Source organism: Bradyrhizobium jicamae (assembly GCF_018130215.1).
Classification (GTDB): domain Bacteria; phylum Pseudomonadota; class Alphaproteobacteria; order Rhizobiales; family Xanthobacteraceae; genus Bradyrhizobium; species Bradyrhizobium jicamae_A.
Window position 1 is genome coordinate 15,872 of sequence record NZ_JAFCKQ010000028.1, and the last position, 23,373, is coordinate 39,244.

At 65.3% G+C, this 23,373-nt stretch carries 20 protein-coding genes; 11 read left to right on the plus strand and 9 right to left on the minus strand.

Annotated elements, in window-relative coordinates; translation table 11 throughout:
- Position 1: 1 nt before the first annotated feature.
- Together JQ586_RS25695 and JQ586_RS25700 are read right to left on the minus strand one after the other, a co-directional pair.
- Positions 2-802 carry an aspartate/glutamate racemase family protein gene (locus JQ586_RS25695; protein ID WP_212397407.1) on the minus strand — a complete coding sequence of 267 codons (801 nt, stop codon included), beginning with the start codon at positions 800-802 and terminating at the stop codon, positions 2-4.
- Positions 803-1,279: 477 nt separating this feature from the next.
- Positions 1,280-2,101 (minus strand): alpha/beta fold hydrolase, encoded by an 822-nt coding sequence (locus JQ586_RS25700; RefSeq protein ID WP_212397408.1) that lies wholly within the window; start codon positions 2,099-2,101, stop codon positions 1,280-1,282.
- Positions 2,102-2,183: 82 nt separating this feature from the next.
- Here JQ586_RS25700 and JQ586_RS25705 point away from each other — a divergent pair, with 82 nt between their 5' ends.
- The 4 genes from JQ586_RS25705 to JQ586_RS25720 are packed head-to-tail and all read left to right on the plus strand — an operon-like array spanning position 2,184 to position 6,909.
- A complete protein-coding gene (locus JQ586_RS25705; protein WP_212397409.1) occupies positions 2,184-3,344 on the plus strand; it encodes an ABC transporter substrate-binding protein in 1,161 nt (386 codons plus the stop codon).
- A gap of 45 nt (positions 3,345-3,389) precedes the next feature.
- Positions 3,390-4,433, plus strand: a complete 1,044-nt coding sequence (locus tag JQ586_RS25710; RefSeq protein WP_212397410.1) for a branched-chain amino acid ABC transporter permease — start codon at positions 3,390-3,392, stop codon at positions 4,431-4,433.
- Positions 4,430-6,199, plus strand: coding sequence for an ABC transporter permease subunit (locus JQ586_RS25715; protein WP_212397411.1), 1,770 nt, complete (start codon positions 4,430-4,432; stop codon positions 6,197-6,199). The genes JQ586_RS25710 and JQ586_RS25715 overlap by 4 nt, the downstream gene beginning before the upstream one ends.
- Positions 6,196-6,909, plus strand: coding sequence for an ABC transporter ATP-binding protein (locus JQ586_RS25720; RefSeq protein WP_212397412.1), 714 nt, complete (start codon positions 6,196-6,198; stop codon positions 6,907-6,909). The genes JQ586_RS25715 and JQ586_RS25720 overlap by 4 nt, the downstream gene beginning before the upstream one ends.
- Positions 6,910-7,586: 677 nt before the next feature.
- Here the strand turns inward: JQ586_RS25720 and JQ586_RS25725 are convergent.
- From JQ586_RS25725 to JQ586_RS25755, 7 genes are all read right to left on the minus strand, one after another.
- A complete protein-coding gene (locus tag JQ586_RS25725; RefSeq protein ID WP_249148139.1) occupies positions 7,587-9,017 on the minus strand; it encodes a PAS domain-containing protein in 1,431 nt (476 codons plus the stop codon).
- A 196-nt stretch (positions 9,018-9,213) separates the two neighbouring features.
- Positions 9,214-10,191 (minus strand): 3-hydroxybutyryl-CoA dehydrogenase, encoded by a 978-nt coding sequence (locus JQ586_RS25730; RefSeq protein ID WP_212397414.1) that lies wholly within the window; start codon positions 10,189-10,191, stop codon positions 9,214-9,216.
- Complete coding sequence (locus JQ586_RS25735; protein WP_212397415.1) at positions 10,188-11,279, minus strand: NAD/NADP octopine/nopaline dehydrogenase family protein; 1,092 nt, start codon at positions 11,277-11,279, stop codon at positions 10,188-10,190. The genes JQ586_RS25730 and JQ586_RS25735 overlap by 4 nt, the downstream gene beginning before the upstream one ends.
- 20 nt (positions 11,280-11,299) lie before the next feature.
- Positions 11,300-11,947 carry a flavin reductase family protein gene (locus JQ586_RS25740; RefSeq protein ID WP_212397416.1) on the minus strand — a complete coding sequence of 216 codons (648 nt, stop codon included), beginning with the start codon at positions 11,945-11,947 and terminating at the stop codon, positions 11,300-11,302.
- A gap of 10 nt (positions 11,948-11,957) precedes the next feature.
- A complete protein-coding gene (locus JQ586_RS25745; RefSeq protein WP_212397417.1) occupies positions 11,958-12,869 on the minus strand; it encodes a fumarylacetoacetate hydrolase family protein in 912 nt (303 codons plus the stop codon).
- Positions 12,870-12,873: 4 nt separating this feature from the next.
- The gene (locus JQ586_RS25750; protein ID WP_212397418.1) at positions 12,874-14,007 is read right to left on the minus strand and encodes a cupin domain-containing protein; all 1,134 of its coding nucleotides are present in this window, start codon (positions 14,005-14,007) and stop codon (positions 12,874-12,876) included.
- A 30-nt stretch (positions 14,008-14,037) separates the two neighbouring features.
- Entirely contained in the window at positions 14,038-15,213 is a 1,176-nt protein-coding gene (locus JQ586_RS25755) for an acyl-CoA dehydrogenase family protein (RefSeq protein WP_212397419.1), read from the minus strand.
- A 274-nt stretch (positions 15,214-15,487) separates the two neighbouring features.
- Between JQ586_RS25755 and JQ586_RS25760 the strand changes: the two genes are divergently transcribed.
- From JQ586_RS25760 to JQ586_RS25790, 7 genes are read left to right on the plus strand one after another with little or no spacing between them, the layout of a single operon-like run.
- Positions 15,488-17,650, plus strand: a complete 2,163-nt coding sequence (locus JQ586_RS25760) for an indolepyruvate ferredoxin oxidoreductase subunit alpha (protein ID WP_212397420.1) — start codon at positions 15,488-15,490, stop codon at positions 17,648-17,650.
- Positions 17,647-19,191: an indolepyruvate oxidoreductase subunit beta family protein gene (locus tag JQ586_RS25765; protein WP_212397421.1), complete on the plus strand. Its 1,545-nt coding sequence runs from the start codon at positions 17,647-17,649 to the stop codon at positions 19,189-19,191. Before JQ586_RS25760 ends, JQ586_RS25765 begins: the two co-directional genes overlap by 4 nt.
- Positions 19,192-19,193: 2 nt before the next feature.
- On the plus strand, positions 19,194-20,156 hold the full coding sequence (locus JQ586_RS25770) for a PDR/VanB family oxidoreductase (protein WP_212397422.1): 963 nt from the start codon (positions 19,194-19,196) through the stop codon (positions 20,154-20,156).
- 11 nt (positions 20,157-20,167) lie between these two features.
- Positions 20,168-21,481: an aromatic ring-hydroxylating dioxygenase subunit alpha gene (locus JQ586_RS25775; RefSeq protein ID WP_212397423.1), complete on the plus strand. Its 1,314-nt coding sequence runs from the start codon at positions 20,168-20,170 to the stop codon at positions 21,479-21,481.
- Between the two features lies 1 nt (position 21,482).
- A complete protein-coding gene (locus tag JQ586_RS25780; RefSeq protein ID WP_212397424.1) occupies positions 21,483-21,995 on the plus strand; it encodes an aromatic-ring-hydroxylating dioxygenase subunit beta in 513 nt (170 codons plus the stop codon).
- Positions 21,996-22,001: 6 nt separating this feature from the next.
- Positions 22,002-22,736 carry an SDR family NAD(P)-dependent oxidoreductase gene (locus JQ586_RS25785; RefSeq protein WP_212397425.1) on the plus strand — a complete coding sequence of 245 codons (735 nt, stop codon included), beginning with the start codon at positions 22,002-22,004 and terminating at the stop codon, positions 22,734-22,736.
- Between the two features lie 20 nt (positions 22,737-22,756).
- Positions 22,757-23,284 carry a MarR family winged helix-turn-helix transcriptional regulator gene (locus JQ586_RS25790; protein ID WP_212397426.1) on the plus strand — a complete coding sequence of 176 codons (528 nt, stop codon included), beginning with the start codon at positions 22,757-22,759 and terminating at the stop codon, positions 23,282-23,284.
- The last annotated feature ends 89 nt before the right edge of the window (positions 23,285-23,373 follow it).

The window sequence follows — 23,373 nt, forward strand, 5'->3', positions numbered from 1 at the left end:
CTCAACGAACCTTGGGTTCGGCGGTCGGGATCGTCGCCACCAGCGCGCGAAAATCCTGACGGGCGCGCGCATTCGCCAGTGCGAAACTCGGCCCGCGGCTCGGCCCGGTGCCGTTGAGACGCTGCAACTGCACCCACATCTCGGCACTCTTCAGCGCGACCGCCGCGCAGTTGACCACCGGCGCATGACCGATCTTGAAACCGTGCTCGCTCGCGATCAGCAGACCTGGCAAAACGCCGGCAGGGATCACCACATCGGCGCCGTGATCGAGCAGCGGCTGCGCGCAGGCGGCGAAGTCGCGCAGCATGCGCGCTTTGGCCTCGGCATCGCCGGCGAACGCGGCGCTGAAATCCTCGGGACGGCAGCCCATGCCGGTGACGTGCACCACGCGGCCGCCGAGGCCGTATCGGTCAGCCTGCTCGTAGTGCCAAACCTCGAAAGCCTGATCGAGCGTGACAAGCCCGAGTCGACGACCCAGCTGCGACGCTGCGAGCAGCGTCGCCTCGCCGGCACCGATCACCGGTATCGCCAGGGCCGAGCGAAGCTCGTACAATCCGGGATCCTGGAAGTGACCCATCACGTAGGCGTCGAAGCCGCGATCCTCGGCCGCAAGCCCGTTGTCGACCGCCTGGATCGCGCAGCGGAATTCGCTCAGGCGTCCGAAATCGCGATCGGCCGGCGTGATGCCCTCGACATGGACAGTGGTGCCGGGTGCGGCGATCTCGTTCAGATAGGCTGCGAGCTGCGCCATATAGGGCGCGCTGGTGGCCTGGTCGACGAAGCTCTGCCAGAAGATGCGCACAGCGGATATCCTGCTCACAGGCGACCGTGCCGATCCTCGAACCGTCAAAGTCTGGGCCGACGACACACACAAGCCTGTCGTGGTCAACGCGTGCCGCAGCAACGGCGCGGTCTCATCGACGGAATTATTTCAAGCACAAAATAATTTTGGCGTCAATTGAACGGCACGCCAGCACACTTCACCAACGGCGGGAACGGCTTGCCGAAACGACAGGCAGACTGCGCCTTTCCCTTTTGCACAAGCGAATTCGGCTTTCGCGACGGCACCTGCCGCGGCCAATTTTTCGTCGAAGGGTGTATTGACGTTCGACCGACAGATACTTTAGGCTTTAAATAATTGGCAAGCGACGCCGCGCGGACGCATGCCGCGTCCCAAGTCGCGTCGATCAAGGGTTTCTCCATCGTGGCTGAGATCATCGACCTCGGAACAACAGGTGCTGCCGGCGGGGCTCCCCTCGCCTGCCGCGGCCATACCGGGTCAGGCTTCGACGTGAGCGACCACGAATTCACGCACGAGGCCGGCGAACGCCTCCGGCATCTGGTCGGGAAGCGGCACCATGCCTCCTGACAGCTCGCGCAGGACACTGCCGCCGATCGCTCCAGCGACTTTGGGAGCCGCAGGATGAGCGTGCGGATCGCATGTCGGAGCAATGACCAGAGTTGGGCAGCGGATGTGTCCGAGACGGTCCTCCATCCGATAGCGGTTTACCACCCGATGGCCTTCCGCGGCCATCTCGCCGGCGCGCAAGGCATCGATCATGAAGCGTCGCAGCAGATCAGGATTCTCGGCAGGATAGAACGGCTGGCGGCGCGCCCACAGCTCGGCGAGATGCGCGCCGTCGGCGCGCGTTTCGACATCGTCGATCACCCGCATCCCCTCGTGCTTGGCGCGCCGCGCCGCATCGACGAAGGGACAGGCCGACAGCACCAGCGCGCCGACACGTGCGGGCGCGGAAGCCGCGATTTCCACCGCGATCGCGGCTCCAGTGTGATGGCCGACGATCGCGGCGCGAGGTGCATCCAGCGCGTCGAGCAGCGCGAGCGCGGCCTGCGCCCACAATTCGATCGAGGGTTCGCCGGCCGGCCGGTCGGAATCCCCGAAGCCGAGGGTGTCCATCGCGATCGCGCGGAAATCGCGGCCGAGCAGCGGCAGCACATCGCGATACTCGTCCCACGAGCGCGGCGTCTGGTGCAGCAGCAGCACCGGAAAGCCTGCTCCGGCCATGGCCACGTGAATGCGACCATGCTGCGTTGCCACGAAGCGGCGCTCGAGGCTCAGGCCGGCTCTGCTCGTGGTCATTTTCACCACTCCCATCGATCCCGTCTCTGTACACACTGACATCTCGCTCAGCTAGCGGCTGTTTTCAACCAAGGGGAACGCAATGCGCAAGATCTTGAGTTTGACTGCACTCGTGGCAGGACTCTCTGCAGGCCTCGTCACGGCCTCGACCGCGCGCGCCGACATCGTCGTCGGATTCGTGACGTCGCTCAGTGGACCCGGCGCGTCGATCGGCATCCCCTATGGACGCGGCATCCAGGCCGCGCTGGAATACAAGGGCGAGGTCAACGGCGAGAAGATCCGGCTGATCCAGCTCGACGACGGCTCGGATCCCTCCGCCGCGACCCGCGCCGCACGCAAGCTGATCGAGGAAGAAAAGGTCGATCTGTTGATCGGCACGGCCACTGCGCCCTCGACCATCGCCATGATGGCGGTCGCGACCGAGCTGAAGGTCCCGATGATCGCCGTCTCCCCGGTCACCGGACAGCCGAATCCCGAGGATCAATGGGGCATCTCCGTTCCGCAGCCCGCCTCGCTGCTGGTCAAGGTCGTCGCCGACCGCATGAAGCGCGATGGTGTCAAGAACGTCGGCTATATCGGCTTCTCCGACGCATGGGGCGATCTCGTCTACAACGGCGCCAAGGCGGCAGAAGCCGGCGAAGGCATCAAGGTGCTGACCAACGAACGCTACGCGCGCGTCGACACCTCGGTCACGGGCCAGATCCTCAAGGTGCTGGCGACACGTCCCGATGCGGTGCTGATCGGTGGCTCCGGCACGCAGGGCGCGCTGCCGCTGCTTGCGCTCGCCGACCGCGGCTTCAAGGGCAAGACCTACGGCACGGTCGCGCTGGTCAATCCCGATTTCGTGCGCGTCGGCGGCAAGGCTGCCGAGGGGATTCAGGTCTCGGCCGGTCCGGTGATCGTTGCCGAACAGCTTCCGGACAGTCATTTCGCCAAGAAGCTCGCGCTCGAGTTCCGCGCGGCCTACCAGAAGGCCAACAACATGCCGACGACGGACGGCTTCTCGGCCTATTCCTTCGACGGCTGGAAGATCTTCACGACAGCCGCGGAGCGCGCGCTGAAGACCGCGAAGCCCGGCACCGCCGAGTTCCACAAGGCCCTGCGCGACGAGATCCTCAACACCAGGGAACTCGCCGGCGTGCATGCGATCTACAACTTCAAGGCCGGCGCCTATCACGGCGTTGACGAGCGCGCGCTGGTGATCGTCCGCCTGGTCAACGGCGCCTGGACCTACGAGCCCTGAGCAGAGGGCCAACGGCAAAGGACGGCGCAAAGGACGACCCAAGGCATGACGGCAGACATCGCAGCGATCCTTGCAATCGATGGAATAGCGACCGGGGCAGTCTATGCCCTGGTGGCGATCGGCACCGTGCTGATCTTCACCGTGACGCGGGTGATCTTCATTCCGTTCGGCGACATTGCGGCGTTCACTGCACTCACGCTGGCGGCGCTCGACGCCAGGCAGCTTCCCGGTACGGTGGGGCTCGTTGTCGTGCTGGCCTGCATGGCCTGCGTGATGGAGCTGGCGTCGCTCGCGCGCGCCGGCGAGCTTCGCGCGGCGCCGAAGGCCGTGCTCGGCTATCTCGTGCTTCCCCTGCTCGCGGTCGGGATCGTCTGGCTTGTGATGCGTATCAGCCCGCCGATGCCGATCAGGATCGTGCTCGCGCTGCTGCTCATCCTGCCGATCGCACCGCTGCTCGACCGGATCGTGTTTCGCCCGATCGCAGATGCCTCGGTTCTGCTGCTGCTGACGGTTTCGGTCGCGCTCCATTTCGCGCTGGTCGGGCTCGGATTGCTGTTCTTCGGTCCTGAAGGCGTCAGGACCGAGCCGTTGACATCGCTCGCGCTCGACATCGGCGACGTGCACGTTCCCGGACAGACGGTGCTGATCCTGACCGCGGCGCTGGTGTTCAGCGGCCTGCTGTTCCTGTTCTTCGATTTCACCCTGCTCGGCAAGGCGCTGCGCGCCACGGCCCTCAACCGGACCGGCGCCAGGCTGATGGGCATCAGGCCGGCACGCGCCGGGACGATCGCCTATCTGCTGGGATCGCTGATGGCCGGTGTCTCCGGCATCCTGATCGCTCCGGTCAACACGATCTTCTACGATTCCGGATTCCTGCTCGGGTTGAAGGCGTTTGTCGGCGCCATCATCGGCGGCATGATCAGCTACCCCGGGGCCGCGCTCGGAGCGTTCGGCGTCGGCATCCTCGAAAGCTTCGCCTCGTTCCAGAGCAGCACCCTGAAGGACGTCATCGTCTTCTCGCTGCTGATCCCCGTCCTGCTCTGGCGATCGCTCGCCTCGCAGCATTCCGAAGAGGAAGTCGAGGAATGACCCTGGCGCAGATCCGCCTCATCGTTGCAGCCGTGGTCGCCTGCATCATCGCAGCGCCGCTTGTCCTCAATCCCTTCAGCATCACCTTGCTGAACTACATCGGCATCTACGCGCTCGCCGCCATCGGGCTTGCGCTATTGACCGGGGTCGGCGGCATCGTGTCGTTCGGCCAGGCGGCCTTCGTCGGCATCGCGGCCTATTCCACGGCGTGGGTGACGGCGCTGAACGGTTATTCGCCCTGGCTCGGCCTTGCACTGGCGGTCGTCCTGACCTGCAGCGTCGCAGCGATCCTGGGTCTCGTGACGCTGCGCCTGCAGGGACATTTCCTGTCGCTGAGCACGGTCGCGTGGGGATTGGCGATCGCGTTCCTGTTCGGCAACATCGAGGGGCTCGGCGAACATAACGGCATCTCCGGCATTCCCCCGATCTCGATCGGCCCGGTCGCACTGGTCGAAAGCTGGCAGATCTATTTCCTGATCTGGGCCATCGTCGGTGCCGTCCTGCTGCTCTGCTACAACCTGCTGGATTCCCGCATCGGTCGCGCCATGCGCGCGCTCCGCGGCGGCAACACGCTGGTCGAAAGCCTCGGAATCAGCGCATTCCGGATCCGCCTCGTGACGTTCGTGATCGCCGCATTCCTCGGCGCGCTGTCCGGCTGGCTCTATGCTCATCTCGGCCGCTTCGTCAGTCCCGGGCCGTTCGATGCCAGCATGGGAATCGAGTACCTGATGATGGCCATGGTCGGCGGGTCCGGCAGCATCCTGGGCGGCGTGGTCGGCGCCGCCATCGTGACGCTGCTGAAGAACTCCGTGCAGGACTACCTGCCGCTGATCGCCAAGGGCGCCTCGGGCCAGCTCGAGATCGTGGCCTTCTCGGCGCTGTTCATCCTGTTCCTGCAACGGGCACGGCAAGGCATCGTGCCATTCTTCTCGGGCTTCCTGCCGGGCCTGAAAATGTCCCGCCCGCAAACCGCCGCGCCGCTGCCACGCCGCGAGCAGCCGGCACCCGGCACCCTGCTCCTCAAGGTCAGCGGTGCCCAACGACGATTTGGCGGCCTGGTCGCTGTCAACAATGTCAGCTTCGAGGTGCGCTCCGGCGAGATCCTCGGTCTGATCGGGCCGAACGGCGCCGGCAAGACCACGATGTTCAACCTGCTCACCGGCGCGCTCCGCACCAATAGCGGCGAGATCAAGTTCGCTGACCGGTCGATCACCCATGATCCCCAGTTCCGCATTGCCCGCTCCGGAATCTCCCGCACCTTCCAGCACGTCAAGCTGCGTCCGCACATGACGCTGCTCGACAACGTTCTGCTCGGCACCTATTCGCGGACCACGACCGGCTTGCTCGCCGGCGCCCTGCGGCTCAATCATGCCGAAGAAGCCAGTGCTCGCTATGAAGCGCTGCGCCAGCTCGAACGGGTCGGCCTCGCCGACAAGCCGTTCGAACTCGCCGGCAATTTGCCGCTCGGCAATCAGCGTGTGCTCGAGATCGCCCGCGCGCTCGCCGCCGACCCGACCCTGCTCGTACTCGACGAGCCCGCCGCCGGCCTGCGCCGTCAGGAGAAGCAGAAGCTCGCCGAGCTGCTGCGCTCGCTGCGCGCCGACCATTTGACGATCCTGCTCGTCGAGCACGACATGGAGTTCGTGATGTCACTGGTCGACCGCATCGTGGTGCTCGATTTCGGCTCTAAGCTCTGCGAGGGCGGACCGGCGGCGATCCGCAGCGACGCCCGGGTTCAGGAAGCCTATCTCGGAGGCGTCGCATGACCGGGATGCTCTCGATCGAGAATGTGTCCGTCAGCTACGGCAAGGTGGAGGCGGTGCGGAACGTCTCGCTGTCCGTCGAGGAAGGACAGATCGTCACCGTGATCGGCCCGAACGGCGCCGGCAAGACGACGCTGCTGATGGCGGCGATCGGTCTGCTGCGCTCGACCGGGCGGATGCTTTTCCGGGGCGCCGATCTTGCGAAGGTCGACGTCGAGGGCCGCGTCGAGCGCGGCCTCTGTCTGGTGCCCGAGAAGCGCGAGCTGTTTTCCGACATGTCAGTCGCCGACAATCTGTTGCTCGGCACCTACAGCCTGCGCGATCGCTCGACGACACGAAAGAGTCTCGACGACGTGTTCGACCGCTTCCCGCGACTGAAGGAGCGCAGCAAGCAGGCCGCCGGCACGTTGTCGGGCGGCGAGCGGCAAATGCTGGCGCTCGGCCGCGCGCTGATGGCGAAGCCGAAGCTGCTCGTGCTCGATGAGCCCAGCCTCGGCCTGGCGCCGCTGATCGTCCGCGAGATCTTCCGCACCATCGCCTCGCTGCGCAGTCTCGGCGTATCGGTCCTGATCGTCGAGCAGAACGCCCGCGCCGCGCTGGAGACCGCCGATTACGGCTATGTGCTTGAAACCGGCGAGGTCATCCAGTCGGGGCCGGCGGACACCTTGATCCACGATCCGAAGTTGATCGCGGCCTACCTCGGCGGACATTAGAGACCAGTTGCGGGACTTAGAACCGCACCTCGCAGGGCATCAGAGGCAGGTCCATTCCTAGTGATGCCAGAACAGCGCAATAAGCAAAATGACGGGCAGCGGCACACCAAGCAACCAAAGGATGGCACCCTTTCCGAAATCCATAATTTCCTCCTGAGTTGTTCGCCGATAACTCACAGGCCCAAACCCAGTTCCAGAAAAACCTTCTTCAACGTCAGCATCGTTAATGTCACCAAAGCGGTCGATTGGGAAAAAGCCAAATTGGAACCTCGCCCTTTCTGTGACGTTTGGAAAGCACTGGAACCACAGAGGAGGAATCGCTTATGAAACTTCTGTCACTGGCTGGTGCACTGGCGTTTGCAGGCTTCGCTATCGCGACACCGATCTCCGTTGGCCCCGCGTCGGCTCAGGTTGCCGTTGAAACTCCACTGGGCGGCGTCGTAGTTGGTCCGCACCACCGCTATTACCGAGATTATGATCGGCCCGCTTATCGCGCCTACGACTATGATCGCGGATATCGCGGATGCCGCACCGTTACGATCGAGCGCGACGACGGTTCGGTCCGCAGGGTCCGCCGTTGCGACTAGCGTTATCGGACGGATTTCACCGGTCAGGGCCGCTTCAGCTAGCGGCCCTTTTTCCGTGTTTCGCAAATCGCATCGACTGCAAATGAAGGACTAGACCCCAAGGCGATCCAAAGGAACCGTCACCCTTAGCTTGAGGCCGTTCCGCTGCCAGTCGTACTCGATCTTGCCACCAAGTTGATCCGTGATACTGCGCTGCGTAAGTATGCTGCCGAATCCTTCAGCTTGCGGCGGGGCGACAATCTGAGGGCCACCGGTCTCCTCCCACTCAAGATGGAAGTCGCCATCCCTCGCCTCCCATTTGATGCGGATCGCACCGTTCGGCTCCGACAATGCACCATACTTTGTCGCATTCGTCGCGCTCTCATGCAGCGCAAGGGCAAGGCTGGTCACGGCCCTCGCACCCACCGTTACATCAGGCCCGCCCATGACGATGCGAGAGGTGCCATCGTCATGAGGCATCAGCACCGTTCGCACAAGTGCATCCATCGTCGTCCGCTCGCTTTCGTGTTCCGTACCCATGATCCCCGGACGGATAAGATCCTTGGCCCGCATCAGTGCGTCGAGCCGCCCCCGAAGAGATTGAGCCATCTCCTTTGGCGTTCGCGCCGACCGCGCGCTCAGACTGATGATGCCATGGAAGACGGCGAACAGGTTTTTAACCCGGTGGTTTGCCTCCCGAGCGAGCAGCCGTTGACGCTCCTGGGCTTCCTTTTGGTTGGTGATGTCCACCACGACGCCGACGAAGTGGGAAGGGTTGCCATTGTCGTCGCGCAGACACTCGCCACGCGTCTCCACCCAGCGTATCGTTCCGTCCTTCTGGAGCAGCCGGTATTCTTCGATGTACTTCTCTACGCTGGCGAGCGCATGGTTCACGGCCTCGGTAATCCGCTCCACGTCCTCGGGATGAATGCCCGCGAGGTACTCGGCCAAGGGGGCGCCTTTTTCGCTCTTGGCGGGATCGACCGAGAACATCTCTGCGAAGCGAGCGTCGGAATAGAAGGTGTCCGTTTGCACATGCCAGTCGAAGGTGCCTATCATCCCGGAGGCACTCAGGGCTTGGCTAAGCCGCTTTTGGGTCTTCGCCAGTTCTCGCTGAGCTACCACCCGCTCGGTTGTCTCGCTGACGATACAGAGGACGCCCCCGATCTCTCCCGCCTCGTCGTGAACCGGAGAGTAGGAGATGTCGAAATAAACATCCTCGGGGTAGCCGTGCCGCTCGATGTAGAAGGGGCGGTCCTTGGCGAACACCGTCTCGCCGGTTTCGAGAACGCGCCGCAGCAAAGGCTCGAGGTCATCCCATAGTTCCGCCCAGTTCTCCCGCGCAGGTCGTCCAAGCGCCCTCGGATGCTTCTGACCGATGGTGGGTGCGTAGGCGTCGTTGTATAGGGCGATGAACTCCGGCCCCCAAAACAGCACGATCTGCGCCTTGGCAGGCAGCATGAAGCGGACCACGCTCTTGAGATGCGCAGGCCACTCGGATATCGGCCCCAGGGTGGTCGTGGACCGATCGAACGCACGCATGAGCGCGTCCACCCCGCTCCCGCCCGGCGGGAAGCCATCTTCCCATCTGCCGCTTCGGCCCTTCTTGCTCATGGTCACATAAGCAAACAGAATTTTGTGTCCCGAGACAAGGCTCCCGGTTGCGGACTACAGTCCTAGCTCAGCTGAGTGAGCCAATGCGCGTGTGCTGGATGGTCGCGGCTGAGTTGAAATTCCTTCAGGCGACAGGCTCGCGCGCAAGGCCCATGGCGCGCAGCGCCGAGGCAAAGGCCGCAAGGCGCCGCTCGCGATAGGCGGCCTGATCGAGGCCTTCATAGTTCATGAAGCCCTGCCCCGTCTTCATGCCGATGCGGCCGTCGCGCATGTTCGCCGCGATGATGTCGGGCGCCGCGTAGCGGCTGTCGCCGAGCGCCTCGGCCAGGTAACGGCTGGCGTGATGCAGGATGTCGCCGCCGCCCCAGTCGATGAATTCGAGCAGGCCGAGCACCGCGAAGCGGAAGCCAAAGCCGTAGATGACGGCTTTGTCGATATCCTCTGCCGACGCGACGCCCTCCTCCACCATGCGCGCCGCCTCGTTCATCGCGAGCGTCTGGATGCGCGGCACGATGAAGCCGGGCCGTGCCGCGCACACCACCGGCACCTTGCCGATGCCTTCGAGCAGCGCCTTCATCCGCGCCGTGACATCAGGCGCGGTGAGCTTGCCGGGCGACAGCTCGATCAACGGCACCAGATAGGCCGGATTGAGCCAGTGCGCGTTGAGGAAGCGGTTGGGATGCTCGATCGAGCCGGAGAGATCGTCGACCAGGATCGTCGACGTGGTCGAGGCGATGATCGGGCCCTCGCCGGCGAGGCGCGAGGCCTCGGCCAGCGCTGTCCGCTTCAGGTCGAGTATCTCCGGCATACCTTCGAAGACGACGCCGCAGCGCGGCAGCACGGCCGCGGCCTCATCCCTCGGCACGATCCTGATCCGGTCGGCGATCGTAGCCACGAGCTCCGGCCGGAGCAGATCGATCCGCGCGAGGATATCAAGCGTCGATCGGATCTCTGCAGCAGCCTCGGCGGCCAACGCATCGAATGCCGACCGCTCGCGCTGCTTGAAGTCCACGACGACAACCTCGTGGCCGGCGAACGCGAACACGACAGCGATGCCGCGGCCCATCCGTCCGGCGCCGAGACAACCGATCACCGGTTTCATTTGAAGCCCTCGGCAAGATGGATCTGCAACGCGGCCCGGTCGAGATCGCCGAGGCCGACCGAGGACAATGTGCGGCCGGTCACCGCGAAGTCCTGACCTGTGATGGCGGAGCCGATCGCAAGGAACGCCTTCACCAGCGGCGTCTGGACGCCCGCAAGGGCGGCCACCGACGCGAGGAACGACAGGCCGAGGCGCAGGTCTTCCAGCATGTAGCGGTGCTCGACCAGGATGAGGCGCTCCGACCAGTCGCCGGAATCCGTGAGCTGCTCGTGCGCGTCGCGGGCATACATCCAGGGTTCGCCGTCGCGCGAATAGTGGTCGGCGAGCGGGAAATGCGGCCCGCGATAGCCGAGGGCTTCGCGGATGGCGATGCGTTCGGCGTCGAGCGCATTGGTGACACGACGGATCGCGGGCTGCGTTCCCTCCTTGTGGATGTCCCATTTGTCGAAATGCTCGATCGGGCCGGCGTTCATGGTGATCAGCGGCGGATGGATGATCGGACCGGCGTTCATCAGGGCACCCGACAGCGCATCGCCGCAGGGCTCGATCGCGTTCGGAAACGCGCGTCCGATCACGGCGAGCGCTTGCGGTGCCAACCGTGACGGGAACACGCCGGTCGGCAGCCGCGCGCCGCGACCGGAGATGCGGACCGCGTAGGTTCCCTGCTTGCGCGCGAGCCACGGCAGGGTACCGGTCTCCGCCGTTGCGATTTCCGCGTGATTGCCGGCATCCCGCGCGGCACGGGCGAAGATGTAGGAGCCGAACGTGCCGGGCGGCAGGAACACGACCTGGCCGTCACGCAGATGCGGCGCGGCGAGCTTCGCGATCGCTGCCTGCGCGAACGCTGGAGCCGGACAAAGGATCAGGTTGGCCGACTCGATGGCGTCCGCGATCGACGGCGTGATCGTCGCGAGCTTCGCGTCACGACGGCCCGACCGGTCGATGACCTCGATCGTGCCACCCTGCGCACGGTGCGCCTCGACATCCCCGGGGTTTCGCCGCCACAACCTGATATCGTGACCGGCCAATGCCAGGTCCCCGGCCGCCGCGAACGAACCGTTTCCTCCACCCAATACCGCGATCTTCAAGATGCCCTCCGGTCCAGCGCTTAAGCAGGATTCGCTTCGATGTTGTTCTGCTGCCGGGCCGCCCAGGTCGGCCGATCGATCTGGAACAGGTCGGTCGAGCGCGCATACCAGCCGCTGCCGTGCATGCGGGCGATCAGGCGCAGCCGCTCGGTGTCGATGTGACAGCGCTCCTTGTCGAGGATCACTTCGTCATCGACATGGGCGCACACCACGCGGCCGATCACCGCGGTCTGCCGCGGTCCCGTTACCAGCGAGGCGAGGACGCGGCATTCGAACGATACCGGCGATTCGCCGATGCGCGGCGGACGCACCGCCTGCGAGGCAGCCGGCGTCAGCCCGGCCAGTTCCAGTTCGTCGATCTCGGGCGGCGCGTCGATGCAGGTGACGTTCATGGCCTCGGCATTGCGCTCCGCGACGAGGTTGACGACGAACTCGCCGGTATCGAGGATGTTCGCGGCCGTGTCCTTGAACCGCCCCGTGCCTGCCAGCAGCCCGATCGCAACCGTCGGGGGTTCATGCCCCATCACGTTGAAGAAGCTGAACGGCGCAGCATTGACCACGCCGGCCGCGGAGAGCGTGGTGACCCAGGCGATCGGTCGCGGCGTCACCGTGGCCGTCAGGATCTTGTAGCGGTTCTGCGCCTGCAGCGTCTCCATGTCGAAGATCATGCGGACCTCTTCAGATCGCCACCACGGGATGGCGCAGCCGGCCGATCCCGGTGACCTCCGCCTCCACCACGTCGCCCGGCCACAGCCATTCCTGCGGGTTGCGCCCGGCGCCAACGCCCTCCGGCGTGCCGGTCGCGATGATGTCGCCCGGCTCGAGCGTCATCGCGGCCGATATGTCGGCGATCAGATGCGGGACCTTGAACAGCATGTGGCGTGTGTTGGAACGCTGCTTCTCGATACCGTTCACGGTGAGCCAGAGATCGAGCGCCTGCGGGTCGGCAATCTCGTCCGACGTGACGATGCACGGCCCGAACGGCGCATAGGTATCCTGCCCCTTGGAGTAGATCCATTGGCCGGCGCGGCGATTGTCGCGGGCGCTGACGTCGATCATCACGCTGTAGCCGAATACGAAGCCGAGCGCCTCCGCCTCCGGAACACGCCGCGCGGTCCGCCCCATCACGACCGCAAGCTCGACCTCCCAGTCGAGCTGCTGCGTGATCGCCTTGTCGTGGTGGATGGCCTCGTCAGGTCCGATCACGCTGGTCGGCGGCTTGGAGAAGACGACGGGCTGTTTCGGCAGGTCCCTCGCGGTGTCGAGGGCGCGCGAGGATTCCGCGACATGCTCGACATAGTTCAGGCCGATGCCGAAGATGTTCTTGCGCGGGCGCGGGATCGGCGCCAGCAGCCTGACATTGGCAAGCGGCAACGCGGCGCCGACCGGCCAGCGTCCCTCGCTGTCGTGCAAGACCTGTTTGAGCGCTAGGAGCGCCGGCGGCCCCAGATCGATGAAATCGAGCATCGATGCTGGGAAAGCAATCCCGGCATGCGCACCGATCTTCTCGACGTCGACAACGAGATCGCCGACGACAGCACCAAGACGGGCGGCAGCCTCGATGTTGCAGCGATAGGTGACGAGACGCACGATGTCACTCCTGGGACACGAGAGGCTGGCGGCCGCCATTGTCGCCAAAGGCTTCCTCGCGGTAGAGCCCGAGTGCGTGCATGACCGGCAGATCGTTGAAGGTGAAGAGACAGGCGTCTTCGCTGGCGGAGGCGTTGACATGCTCATGCCAGGCCCAGGACGGCACGCAGAAGATGTCGCGCTCCTGCCAGTCGAAGCGCTTGCCGTCGATGATCGAATGCCCCCGTCCCCTGGCGACCTGATAGATGAAGCTGCCGGTGTGACGATGCGCGCGTGTGCTTTCGCCAGGCCGCAGCATCTGCATCGATGCGCCGATGGTCTGCATCACGGGACCGCCGGTCACCGGATTCACATAGTTCATCAGGATGCCGTCATACGGCGAGCCGTCGGTCGACTTGCCGTAGCGCTGCAGCGCCTCGTAGGTCGGGCCCCATTCGTATTTCAGCAGCGGCGAATAGCCCCTGGACCATTCGGCGCCCGCCGGACGCAGCCCGGGATTACCCCAGCTGTGCGTCATGTCGTCCACGGGATAGCCGACGGACTGCTGCAGGTCCGAGTGCACCACGTAGAAATTGGCTTCGAGCATGTTGACGAGGGGAATGTCGAGGCCGTCCTGCCAGATGCAGGGCGTGCCGTCGCCGGAGACGCCATGCTCGTGCCAGGTGCCGTTCGGTGTCAGCACGAAATCGTTGGCGCCAAGCGTCATCTTGTGACCGTCGACGATGGTGTAGGCGCCCTCGCCTTCCATGATGAAGCGCAACGCCGACGCCGAATGGGCGTGGGCGGTCGCGACTTCGCCCGGATGCATGACTTGCAGGCCGGAATAGAGCCAGCCGACCGCGGCGGCGTGCTCGCGGCGACCGGGATTGTTGAGGTAGATGACGCGGCGCCCGGCCTTCTCGGGCGACACCAGCTCGACCGAACGCAACACATGCGCCCGGAGGTCCTGATAGCGCCAGACCACCGGCACCGACGACGATTTGGGCTGCCAGGGCTCGATCTTGTTGGCCACGGTCCAGAGCGCGCCCGCCTCGAGCCTTTCCAGCTCGTCATAGTAGGCGAGCAGCTCGGGCGTATCCTCGACATTGGCCCGTCCGGCCACGTCTTCCCGGTGGTTCTCACGCGCTGTCGTTGCCATGCCGCCCTCCTGTGACGTCAGCCGTGTCGATCAGGCTTCCTTCAGAATGTCGCGTCCGATGATGAGCTTCTGGACCTCGGTCGCGCCTTCATAGATGCGCAGTGCGCGTATCTCGCGGTAAAGCTGCTCGACGGTCTCGCCCGAGCGCACGCCGCGACCGCCGAACATCTGCACGGCGCGGTCGATCACCGTCTGCGCGGTTTCGGTTGCGACCATCTTCGCCATCGCCGCCTCGCGCGTCGTGGATGCCTTCTGCACGTCGCGCCGCCACGCCGCGCGATAGGTCAACAGCGCGCTGGCATCGACACCGGCGGCCATGTCCCCGAGCGCAGCCTGGCTCAATTGCTGGTCGCCCAGCACGCCGCCGAACATCCGCCGGCTCCTGGCATGGGCTGTCGCCTCGTCGAGTGCGCGGCGGGCGAACCCCAGCGCGGCGGCGGCGACCGAGGCGCGGAAGATATCGAGCGTGCGCATCGCGATCTTGAAACCTTCGCCCGGCGAGCCCAGCAGCCGTGCCGCCGGAATCCGGCAGCCTTCGAAGCGCAGCGTCGCCAGCGGATGCGGCGCCATCACGTCGATGCGCTCGGCAATCGAAAAGCCGGGATCATCAGGAAGCACCACAAAGGCCGAGATGCCGCGCGCGCCGGGCGCCTCGCCCGTGCGCGCGAACAGCGTATAGACGTCGGCGATGCCGCCGTTGGAAATCCAGGTCTTCTCGCCATCCACGATGTAGTGGTCGCCTTCGCGCCGCGCGCTGCAACCCATGGCGGCGACGTCGGAACCGGCCTCCTTCTCCGACAGGGCGAAGGCTGCGACCCATTCACCGCGCCGCGCCTTCGGCAGCACCAGGGCGCGCAGTTCCGGGGAACCGGAGATCGCCACCGCGCCGGTACCAAGTCCCTGCATCGCGAAGGCGAAATCAGCAAGCCCGCTGTGCCAGGCCAGTGTCTCGCGGGCGATGCAGATCAGTCGGGAATCGATCACCGCGTCAGGCCGGTCGCCGGCGACCGAGGCCTCGAGCAGCCCCGCGGCGCCGAGCCGGCGAACCAGCGAACGGCAGGTCGCGTCGACGTCAGGGCCATGCGTATCGCCGAGACCGGCCGCAAACGCATCGAGCGCGGCCGCGTAGTCGGCGTGCCCGGTGTCGAAGAACGGCCATGCGAGGTGCTGGCGCGATGGACCGCGCAACTGCGAAACCGGGGTCATGTCTATACTCCCGCATACGCCGCCTTTGCGTGCGCCGACAGGCGCGAGGCGCAGCAATAACGTTTCATGTCTAAAATATTCTGTCAAGCGAGCCGATGCGCGCCCAAGCCGGCTCGTCGCGCGAAAAGCCTACGAAACAGGCGAAAACCGCGAATAGTCGAGCAATTGCCATTTTGTCCCGGCGAACTCCCCGAGTCCGATTGACAGCATTTTTGTTTGAGGTCTAAAATTATCTGCGGTCATCCCGAGTTCCTGCGAGACCGAGGAGACGAGCATGGCAGAACGCTCTTTCGCACGCGAGGTCGAAGACCTCAGGCTCGGCGCCGGCCAGGAATTCCGCGGCGAAGGCATCCTCGCGATCACCAAGGCCCTGCTGGAATGCGGCGTCAGCTATGTCGCCGGTTACCAGGGTGCGCCGATCTCCCATCTGATGGACGTGCTGTCGGACGCGCAGGAGATTTTGTCCGATCTCGGCGTGCATTTCGAATCCAGCGCCAGCGAGGCGACGGCCGCGGCCACGCTGGCGGCCTCGGTGATGTATCCGGTGCGCGGCGCGGTCACCTTCAAGGCGCCGGTCGGCATCAACGTCGCCTCCGACGCGCTCGCCAACCTCACCTCGGGCGGCGTGACCGGCGGCGCACTCATCATCATCGGCGAGGACTACGGCGAAGGCTCCTCCATCATGCAGGAGCGCTCGCACGCCTTTGCGATGAAGTCGCAAATCTGGCTGGTCGACCCGCGGCCCGACGTGGCCTCGATCGCCAAGGCGGTGCATGATTCCTTCGAGCTGTCCGAGGCGTCGAACACGCCGGTCATGCTGGAGGTGCGGATTCGCGCCTGCCATGTGCACGGGCGCTTCGCCACCCGCGACAATGTCCGCCCCGCCTTCCCGTTGTCCCGCGCGCTCGAGCAGCCGTCGCGCGACACCAACCGGATCGTGCTGCCGCCGGCCTCGTTCCTGCACGAGAAGGAGAAGATCGAGCAGCGCTGGCCGGCAGCGGTCGAATTCATCCATGCGCGCGGCATGAACGAGACGTTCGACGGCGATATCGGCGATATCGGCATCATCATGCAGGGCGGCATGTATAACGGCGTGATCAGCGCGCTGCGCGAGGCCGGCCTTGCCGACGTCTGGGGCGAGACGCGGGTGCCGCTCTACGTGATGAACGTGACGTACCCGATCGTCGACCGCGAAGTGATCGATTTCTGCCGCGGCAAGAAGGCCGTGCTGATGGTCGAGGAAGGCCAGCCGGAATTCATCGAGCAGGCGCTGCACAAGATCCTGCGCAATGCCGACATTCCGGCGAGGCTCCACGGCAAGGATCTGTTCCCGATGGCCGGTGAATACACGGCGCAAGTGATGGGGACCGCGATCGGCGCCTTCATCCGGCGCTGGCGCTCCGATGTGCTGCCGGATTCCGCGCGCGCGCCGAACATCGACCGGGTCGAGGTCGACGACAAGATCCGCGCGCTGGCCGACGTGGTGCCGCCGCGACCTCCCGGCTTCTGCACCGGTTGCCCGGAGCGGCCGATCTTCTCCGCGATGAAGCTCGTCGAGAAGGAACTCGGGCCGCACCACGTGGCGGCCGATATCGGCTGCCATCTGTTCTCGATCCTGCCGCCGTTCAATATCGGCGCCACCACGATGGGCTACGGGCTCGGCCCGGCGTCCGCCTCGGCCTTCAACATTCCAGCGGGGAAGCGCTCGATCTCGATGATGGGCGACGGCGGCTTCTGGCATAACGGGCTGACCAGCGGCGTCGGCAATGCCGTCTTCAACCAGCACGACGGCGTGATCGTCGTGGTCGACAACTACTACTCCGCCGCGACCGGCGGCCAGGACATCCCCTCCTCGCGCGCCGACAATCGTTCGCGCTCGACCAAGCATCCGATCGTGGAGGCGGTGAAGGGCGTCGGTGCCAAATGGGTGCGCCAGATCGACCGCACCTACGACGTGACGCGGATGCGCGACACATTGCGCGAGGCGCTGACGACGAAGGAGAAGGGACCGAAGGTCATCGTCGCATCTTCGGAGTGCATGCTGAACAAGCAGCGGCGCGTGAAGCCACTGACGGCGGCCGCCGCCAAACGCGGCGAGCGCATCGTGCGCGAGCGCTTTGGTGTCGATGAGGACGTCTGTTCCGGCGACCACGCCTGCATCCGCCTGTCCGGCTGCCCGTCGCTGTCGGTGAAACCAACCAGCGATCCGCTGAAGGACAATCCGGTCGCCGCCGTCGACAACTCCTGCGTCGGATGCGGCCATTGCGGCGAGGTTGCGGACGCGGCCGTGCTGTGCCCGTCCTTCTATCGCGCCGACATCGTCTCCAATCCGACCGCGTTCGAAGCGCGGCTGGACCGGCTCTGGCGGCGGATGATCGGCGCATTGCAACGCTGGCGGGCAGGCCGGCGGGTCATGTTCGAGCAGGAGGCGGCATGAACGTCTCGGTTGCCCCCACCTCCGTCGGCCTCAGCCAGGCACGCCCCATCAGCATCGCGGTGCTGGCGATGGGCGGCCAGGGAGGCGGCGTGCTGGTCGACTGGATCGTGGCGCTGGCCGAGCGGCGCGGCTGGTTTGCGCAATCGACCTCGGTGCCCGGCGTCGCCCAGCGTACGGGTGCCACGATCTACTACATCGAGATGATCGCGCCCGACCCGAGCAGGCCCGGCCGCAGCCCCGTGCTGTCGCTGATGCCGGCGCCCGGCAAGGTCGATATCGTGATCGGTGCCGAACTGATGGAAGCGGGCCGCGCCATGCTCCGCGGACTGGTCTCGCCCGACCGCACGCTCCTGATCGGATCCTCGCACCGCTCCCTGGCAGTCGTCGAGAAGACCGCGCCCGGCGACGGAACGGCCGACGCCGCCCAGGTCTATGACGCCGCGAATGTCGCGGCCAATCGCTTCATCGCCTTCGACATGGCCGAGATTGCCGATGCCACCGGCAGCGTGGTGTCTTCCGTGCTGTTCGGCGCGCTCGCCGGCTCCGGCGCCCTGCCCTTTGCGGTCGAGGACTTCGAAGCCACCATCCGCGCGGCCGGCGTCGGTGTTGATGCCAGCCTGCGCGCCTTCACTGCCGGTCGCGAGCGCGCCATTGCGACGCTGAAGCAGGACCCGAAGATCAAGCCCGCAGCGAAGCCGCCGCTGGCCAAGCGCTTTCCAACACTCGCGCCGATCGGCCACGCGGGCTACGACGCGCTTGTGGCGCGGGCGCAGCGCTTGCCAGTCGAGTCGCACGGCATCGTCGCGGCCGGCCTGCGGCGCGTGGTCGATTTCCAGGACGTCGCCTACGGAAGCGAATATCTCGACCGGCTGGAAGCTATGCCGCGTGATGCGATCGGCCTGCTGCAGGCCTTCGCAAAATATCTCGCGGTCGCGATGGCCTATGACGACGTCATCCGCGTCGCCGATCTCAAGACGCGGGCCGGACGGTTCGACCGGGTGCGTCGCGAGGTGCGGGCCGGCGACGACCAGGTGCTCGCCGTCACCGAGTTCTTCCATCCCCGGATCGAGGAAATGGCCGGCATGCTGCCGCGGCGGCTCGGCGAAAGGCTCGAACGCAGCGAATGGATCGCCCGGCTGATCGATCGCGGCCGCAAGCTCCGCACCACCGCGCCGTCTGCCTTCCTGCTGCTCTACTGCATCGCCGGCCTGCGCCGCTTCCGCCGCGGCTCGCTGCGGCATGCCCGCGAGATGCGCCATCTCGACGATTGGGCGCAACGCGTCGGCAAATTCGCCTCCGGCGACATCGCGCTCGCGACCGCCGTGTGCGAGGCGCGCCGCCTCGTCGGCGGCTATTCGGACACCCACTCCCGCGGCGAATCGAAATTCGACAAGGTCATGCGCGCGTCCGAGCGCCTGGCCGGCCGCCCCGACGCCGCCGAATGGGTGCAGCGGTTGACCAAGGTCGCGCTGAAGGATGCCGATGGCACCGGTCTCGACGGCGCACTGCGCACCGTCGAAACCCTGTTCGAGGACGCCTGAGGATGGATCAATTCGAAGTCGTCGTGTCGAAGGCGGAGCGGCTTACGCCGCGCATCCGTGAGTTCGTGCTTGCACGCGGCAATGGTGCGCCGATGCCAGGCTGGGCACCCGGCGCCCATATCGATGTCCATCTGCCCGACGTCGGCCGCCGATCCTATTCCTTGATCGAGACGCTCTCGCCGCGCGCCGTCGAGCACCCGACCGGCTATCGCATCGCCGTGCTGCAGGAAAGCAGGAGCCGCGGCGGCTCGACCTACATGCACGGTCTCAAGGCAGGCGATCGCCTGACGATCTCGCCGCCGGCGAACAATTTCCCGCTCGGTGCCGGCGCAGGCGAAGTCGCCCTCGTTGCGGGCGGTATCGGCATCACGCCGCTGCTCACGATGGCCTGCGAATTGAGCGCCGCGAAACGGCCGTTCTCGTTCCACTACGCCGGCCGCAGCCGGAGCGAACTCGCCTTTCTCGGCGAGGTAGAGCGGCTCACCGGCGCCAATGCAACAATTCATTCCGACGACGAGGCCGGCCGCTTCTTCGATCTCGAGGGCCTGATGACGCGGCTTGCGCCCGACGTACCGCTCTATCTTTGCGGGCCGCTGCCGATGATCGAATCAGCGATCGCACTGGCGAAGCGGATGAACTGGCCGCTGGGCCGGCTCCATTTCGAGATCTTCACCGCGCCGGAAGAGAAGTCCGGCGATACCAGCTTCGAGGTCGAGCTTAAGAGCAGCGGCCGCGTCTACGAGATTCCCGCCGGCAAGACCATCCTCGACGTGCTGCTCGAGGCTGGAGAGGATCCCATCCATGACTGCAAGCGCGGCGATTGTGGAATCTGCCAGACCGGCGTTGTCGAGGGCATCCCCGATCATCGCGACTACATCCTGAGTGAAAGCGAACGGGCATCGAACAAGGTGATGCAGATCTGCATTTCGCGCGCGAAGACCAGGCGGCTCGTGCTCGACCTGTGATGGAGGAACGCATGATCAGATATGCCGGCAACTCCGAGGCGATCCGTGCCCTGGTACGTGAACAGGCCGTTCACCGCGACGTCTATGTCAACGAGGAGGTGTTCCAGCTCGAGATGGAGCACATGTTCCCGAACAGCTGGGTGTATGTCGGCCACGACAGCCAGGTTCCCAATCCCGGCGATTATTACGGCACGACGATCGGCACGCAGCCGGTCCTCTTGGTCCGCCACACCGACGGCACCGTGCATGTCCTGCACAATCGCTGCCCTCACAAGGGCACGCGCATCACCTCCGAGACCTGCGGCAACACCGGAAAGTTCTTCCGATGCCCCTACCATGCCTGGAGCTTCAAGACCGATGGCTCGCTGCTGGCGATCCCCCTGAAGAAGGGCTACGAGAACACCGGCTTCGAACAGAGCCAGGCCGCGCGCGGCATGACGCCCGTGCGCCATGTCCGCAACTACCGCGGCTTCGTGTTCGCCAAGATCAACGATGGCGGCCTCGATTTCGAGGAGTTCTTCGGCGAGAGCCTCACGAGCTTCGACAACATGATCGATCGCTCGCCGGTCGGCCGGCTCAAGGTCGCCGGCGGCGTGCTGCGATACATGCACAACTGCAACTGGAAGATGCTGGTCGAGAACCAGACCGACACCTGCCATCCGATGGTGGCCCACGAGTCCTCCGCCGGAACCGTGGTCGAGGTCTGGAAGAAGGCGCCGCCCGGCACCAAGAAGCCGATGGCGGTCGAGATCATCGCCCCCTTCATGAGCCCGTATGAGTTCTTCGAGAACATGGGCATCCGGATCTGGGACAACGGCCACGGCCACACCGGCGTGCACCACTCGATCCACTCCGACTATTCCGCGGTGCCCGGCTATTTCGAGAAGATGACCGCGGCCTATGGCGAGGACCGGGCCAAGGCGATCCTCGGCGAGAACAGGCACAACACGGTCTATTTCCCCAATATCATGATCAAGGGACCGATCCAGCTGTTGCGGCAGTTCAAGCCGATCGCCGCCAACAAGACGCTGGTGGAGTCCTGGACATTCCAGCTCGTCGACGCGCCCGACATGCTGCTCGAGCGCACGCTGATGTACAACCGCCTGATCAACGCGCCGACCTCGATCGTCGGCCATGACGACCTTGAGATGTACGAGCGCGCGCAGGAGGGCCTGCATTCGAACGGCAACGAATGGGTCAATCTGCAGCGCCTCTACAGTCCCGACGAAGCCGGGCAGACGAACGTCGCGGTGAACGGGACCAGCGAATGGCCGATGCGCCACCAGTTCCGGGCCTGGACCAAGTTCATGACGATGGGGATGTGACATGAGCACCGTTGCCGAGGTCCCTGTCGTGAACACGGTTCCGACGGATCAGGAATTGATCGACTTCGTCGTCCGCGAAGCACGGCTGATCGATCAGCAGCGTTTCGACGAATGGCTCGACATGTATGCCGATGACGCCTTCTACTGGATGCCGCTGGAATGGAATCAGACCGACCCGCGGCTGACCTGCTCGCTGATGTACGAGGACAAGCTGCTGCTCTCGATCCGGGTGGAACGGCTCAAGGGTGCGCGGACCTTCAGCCAGAAGCCGAAGAGTCGCTGCCATCACGTGCTGCAGACCCCGCAGGTCGATTCACGCGATCCTTCCACCAACAGCTACGTCACCTGGACCCCGATGCACTACGTCGAGACCCGCCTGGACGAGCAGACGCTCTATGCGGCCTGGGTAACGCATCATCTGGGTGTCGAGAACGGCAGGTTGAAGATCAAGCTGAAGCGGGTCGACCTGATCAATTGCGATGCTGCCTTCGGCAACATCCAGCTCTTCATGTAGGGAACGATGGGTGTGACCGATTACACGGCGATCGTCAGCGGCGGCAATACCGGCATCGGGGCGGCGATCGCGCGCGGCCTGCTTGCAGAAGGATATGAGGTGATCTCGCTGTCGCGGCGCAAGCCGGACTGGAGTCATCCGAAGCTCTCCGCTTACGAAGTCGATCTGCTCGATGCCACCGCGACGCGCCAGGTCACCGCCGAGGTCGCCGCCAAGGTTGCGATCACCCATGTCGTGCACAATGCCGGCGCGATCCGCGCCAGGCTGCTGGAAGAGGTCGAGGACGAGGATGTCGGCGCGCTGGCCCAGCTGCATTTCGGCGCCGCGATCGCGCTGGCGCAGGCGGCGTTGCCCGGCATGAAGCAGGCGCGCTTCGGCCGCATCGTGCTGCTGTCGTCCCGCGCTGCGCTCGGGGCCGTCACCCGAACGGTCTATTCGGCCACCAAGGCCGGCATCATCGGCATGGCCCGGACCTGGGCGCTGGAGCTCGCGCCGTTCGGGATCACGGTCAATGTCGTCGCGCCCGGCCCGATCGCGGATACCGAAATGTTCGAGAGCGTGATGTCGCCGGAATCCGAACGCGCCAAGGCGCTGGCGCGGGCGATCCCGCTTGGCCGTCTCGGCAAGTCGAGCGACGTTGCACGCGCAGTCAGTTTCTTCAGTTCACCGGATGCGGATTTCATTACCGGGCAGACGCTCTATGTCTGCGGCGGGGCCAGCATCGGGTCGATTTCCATCTAGCTTCGGTGAGAACGCCAGCCATGGATGCGACAGTCAAGCGAAAGGCCCGTTCCCCGAAGAGCACACGTCCGCCGCCGCTCCAGCCGGTCGAGCCCGTGCATGACTCCGATGGCGCGCATCTCGAGCTGCGGATCTGGCTTCGGCTGCTCGCCTGCGCGACCCGGATCGAGAAAGCGCTCAATGCGCGCCTGCGCAAGGAGTTCAATACCACGCTGGCCCGCTTCGACCTGCTGGCGCAGCTTGCGCGCAGGCCCGAGGGCGCAAGCATGTCCGTGGTTTCCGACCTCCTGATGGTCTCGAACGGCGCCATCACCGCGCTGGTGCAGAAGCTGGAAGCCGATGGATTGATCCATCGAGAGGTCGACACCGCGGATCGCCGCACCTTCCGCCTGCGGTTGTCGCAAGACGGCGCAAGGGAATTCGACCGGATGGCGCGCCGGCACGAGGAGTGGGTGATCGCCCTGATCGGCGAGTTGTCACCCGTTGCGCAGTCGGACCTGCTGCAACATTTGACCCTGCTCAAGCGTCGTCTGGACAAGCACGCCTGACGGTCGTTTCGGCAACACCGGCAGGCGCCGGTATTCCCACGTATTGACCCCGCCGGCTTCCTGGCCGGCGGGATCTTTGTTCGTCACGA

Coding starts and splice junctions, on each gene's coding strand:
- JQ586_RS25700 (WP_212397408.1), bottom strand. CDS start 2,101: ATGACCACGAGCAGAGCCGGCCTGAGCCTCGAGCGCCGCTTCGTGGCA.
- JQ586_RS25705 (WP_212397409.1), top strand. CDS start 2,184: ATGCGCAAGATCTTGAGTTTGACTGCACTCGTGGCAGGACTCTCTGCA.
- JQ586_RS25710 (WP_212397410.1), top strand. CDS start 3,390: ATGACGGCAGACATCGCAGCGATCCTTGCAATCGATGGAATAGCGACC.
- JQ586_RS25715 (WP_212397411.1), top strand. CDS start 4,430: ATGACCCTGGCGCAGATCCGCCTCATCGTTGCAGCCGTGGTCGCCTGC.
- JQ586_RS25720 (WP_212397412.1), top strand. CDS start 6,196: ATGACCGGGATGCTCTCGATCGAGAATGTGTCCGTCAGCTACGGCAAG.
- JQ586_RS25725 (WP_249148139.1), bottom strand. CDS start 9,017: ATGCGTGCGTTCGATCGGTCCACGACCACCCTGGGGCCGATATCCGAG.
- JQ586_RS25730 (WP_212397414.1), bottom strand. CDS start 10,191: ATGAAACCGGTGATCGGTTGTCTCGGCGCCGGACGGATGGGCCGCGGC.
- JQ586_RS25740 (WP_212397416.1), bottom strand. CDS start 11,947: ATGATCTTCGACATGGAGACGCTGCAGGCGCAGAACCGCTACAAGATC.
- JQ586_RS25750 (WP_212397418.1), bottom strand. CDS start 14,007: ATGGCAACGACAGCGCGTGAGAACCACCGGGAAGACGTGGCCGGACGG.
- JQ586_RS25755 (WP_212397419.1), bottom strand. CDS start 15,213: ATGACCCCGGTTTCGCAGTTGCGCGGTCCATCGCGCCAGCACCTCGCA.
- JQ586_RS25760 (WP_212397420.1), top strand. CDS start 15,488: ATGGCAGAACGCTCTTTCGCACGCGAGGTCGAAGACCTCAGGCTCGGC.
- JQ586_RS25765 (WP_212397421.1), top strand. CDS start 17,647: ATGAACGTCTCGGTTGCCCCCACCTCCGTCGGCCTCAGCCAGGCACGC.
- JQ586_RS25770 (WP_212397422.1), top strand. CDS start 19,194: ATGGATCAATTCGAAGTCGTCGTGTCGAAGGCGGAGCGGCTTACGCCG.
- JQ586_RS25775 (WP_212397423.1), top strand. CDS start 20,168: ATGATCAGATATGCCGGCAACTCCGAGGCGATCCGTGCCCTGGTACGT.
- JQ586_RS25780 (WP_212397424.1), top strand. CDS start 21,483: ATGAGCACCGTTGCCGAGGTCCCTGTCGTGAACACGGTTCCGACGGAT.
- JQ586_RS25785 (WP_212397425.1), top strand. CDS start 22,002: ATGGGTGTGACCGATTACACGGCGATCGTCAGCGGCGGCAATACCGGC.
- JQ586_RS25790 (WP_212397426.1), top strand. CDS start 22,757: ATGGATGCGACAGTCAAGCGAAAGGCCCGTTCCCCGAAGAGCACACGT.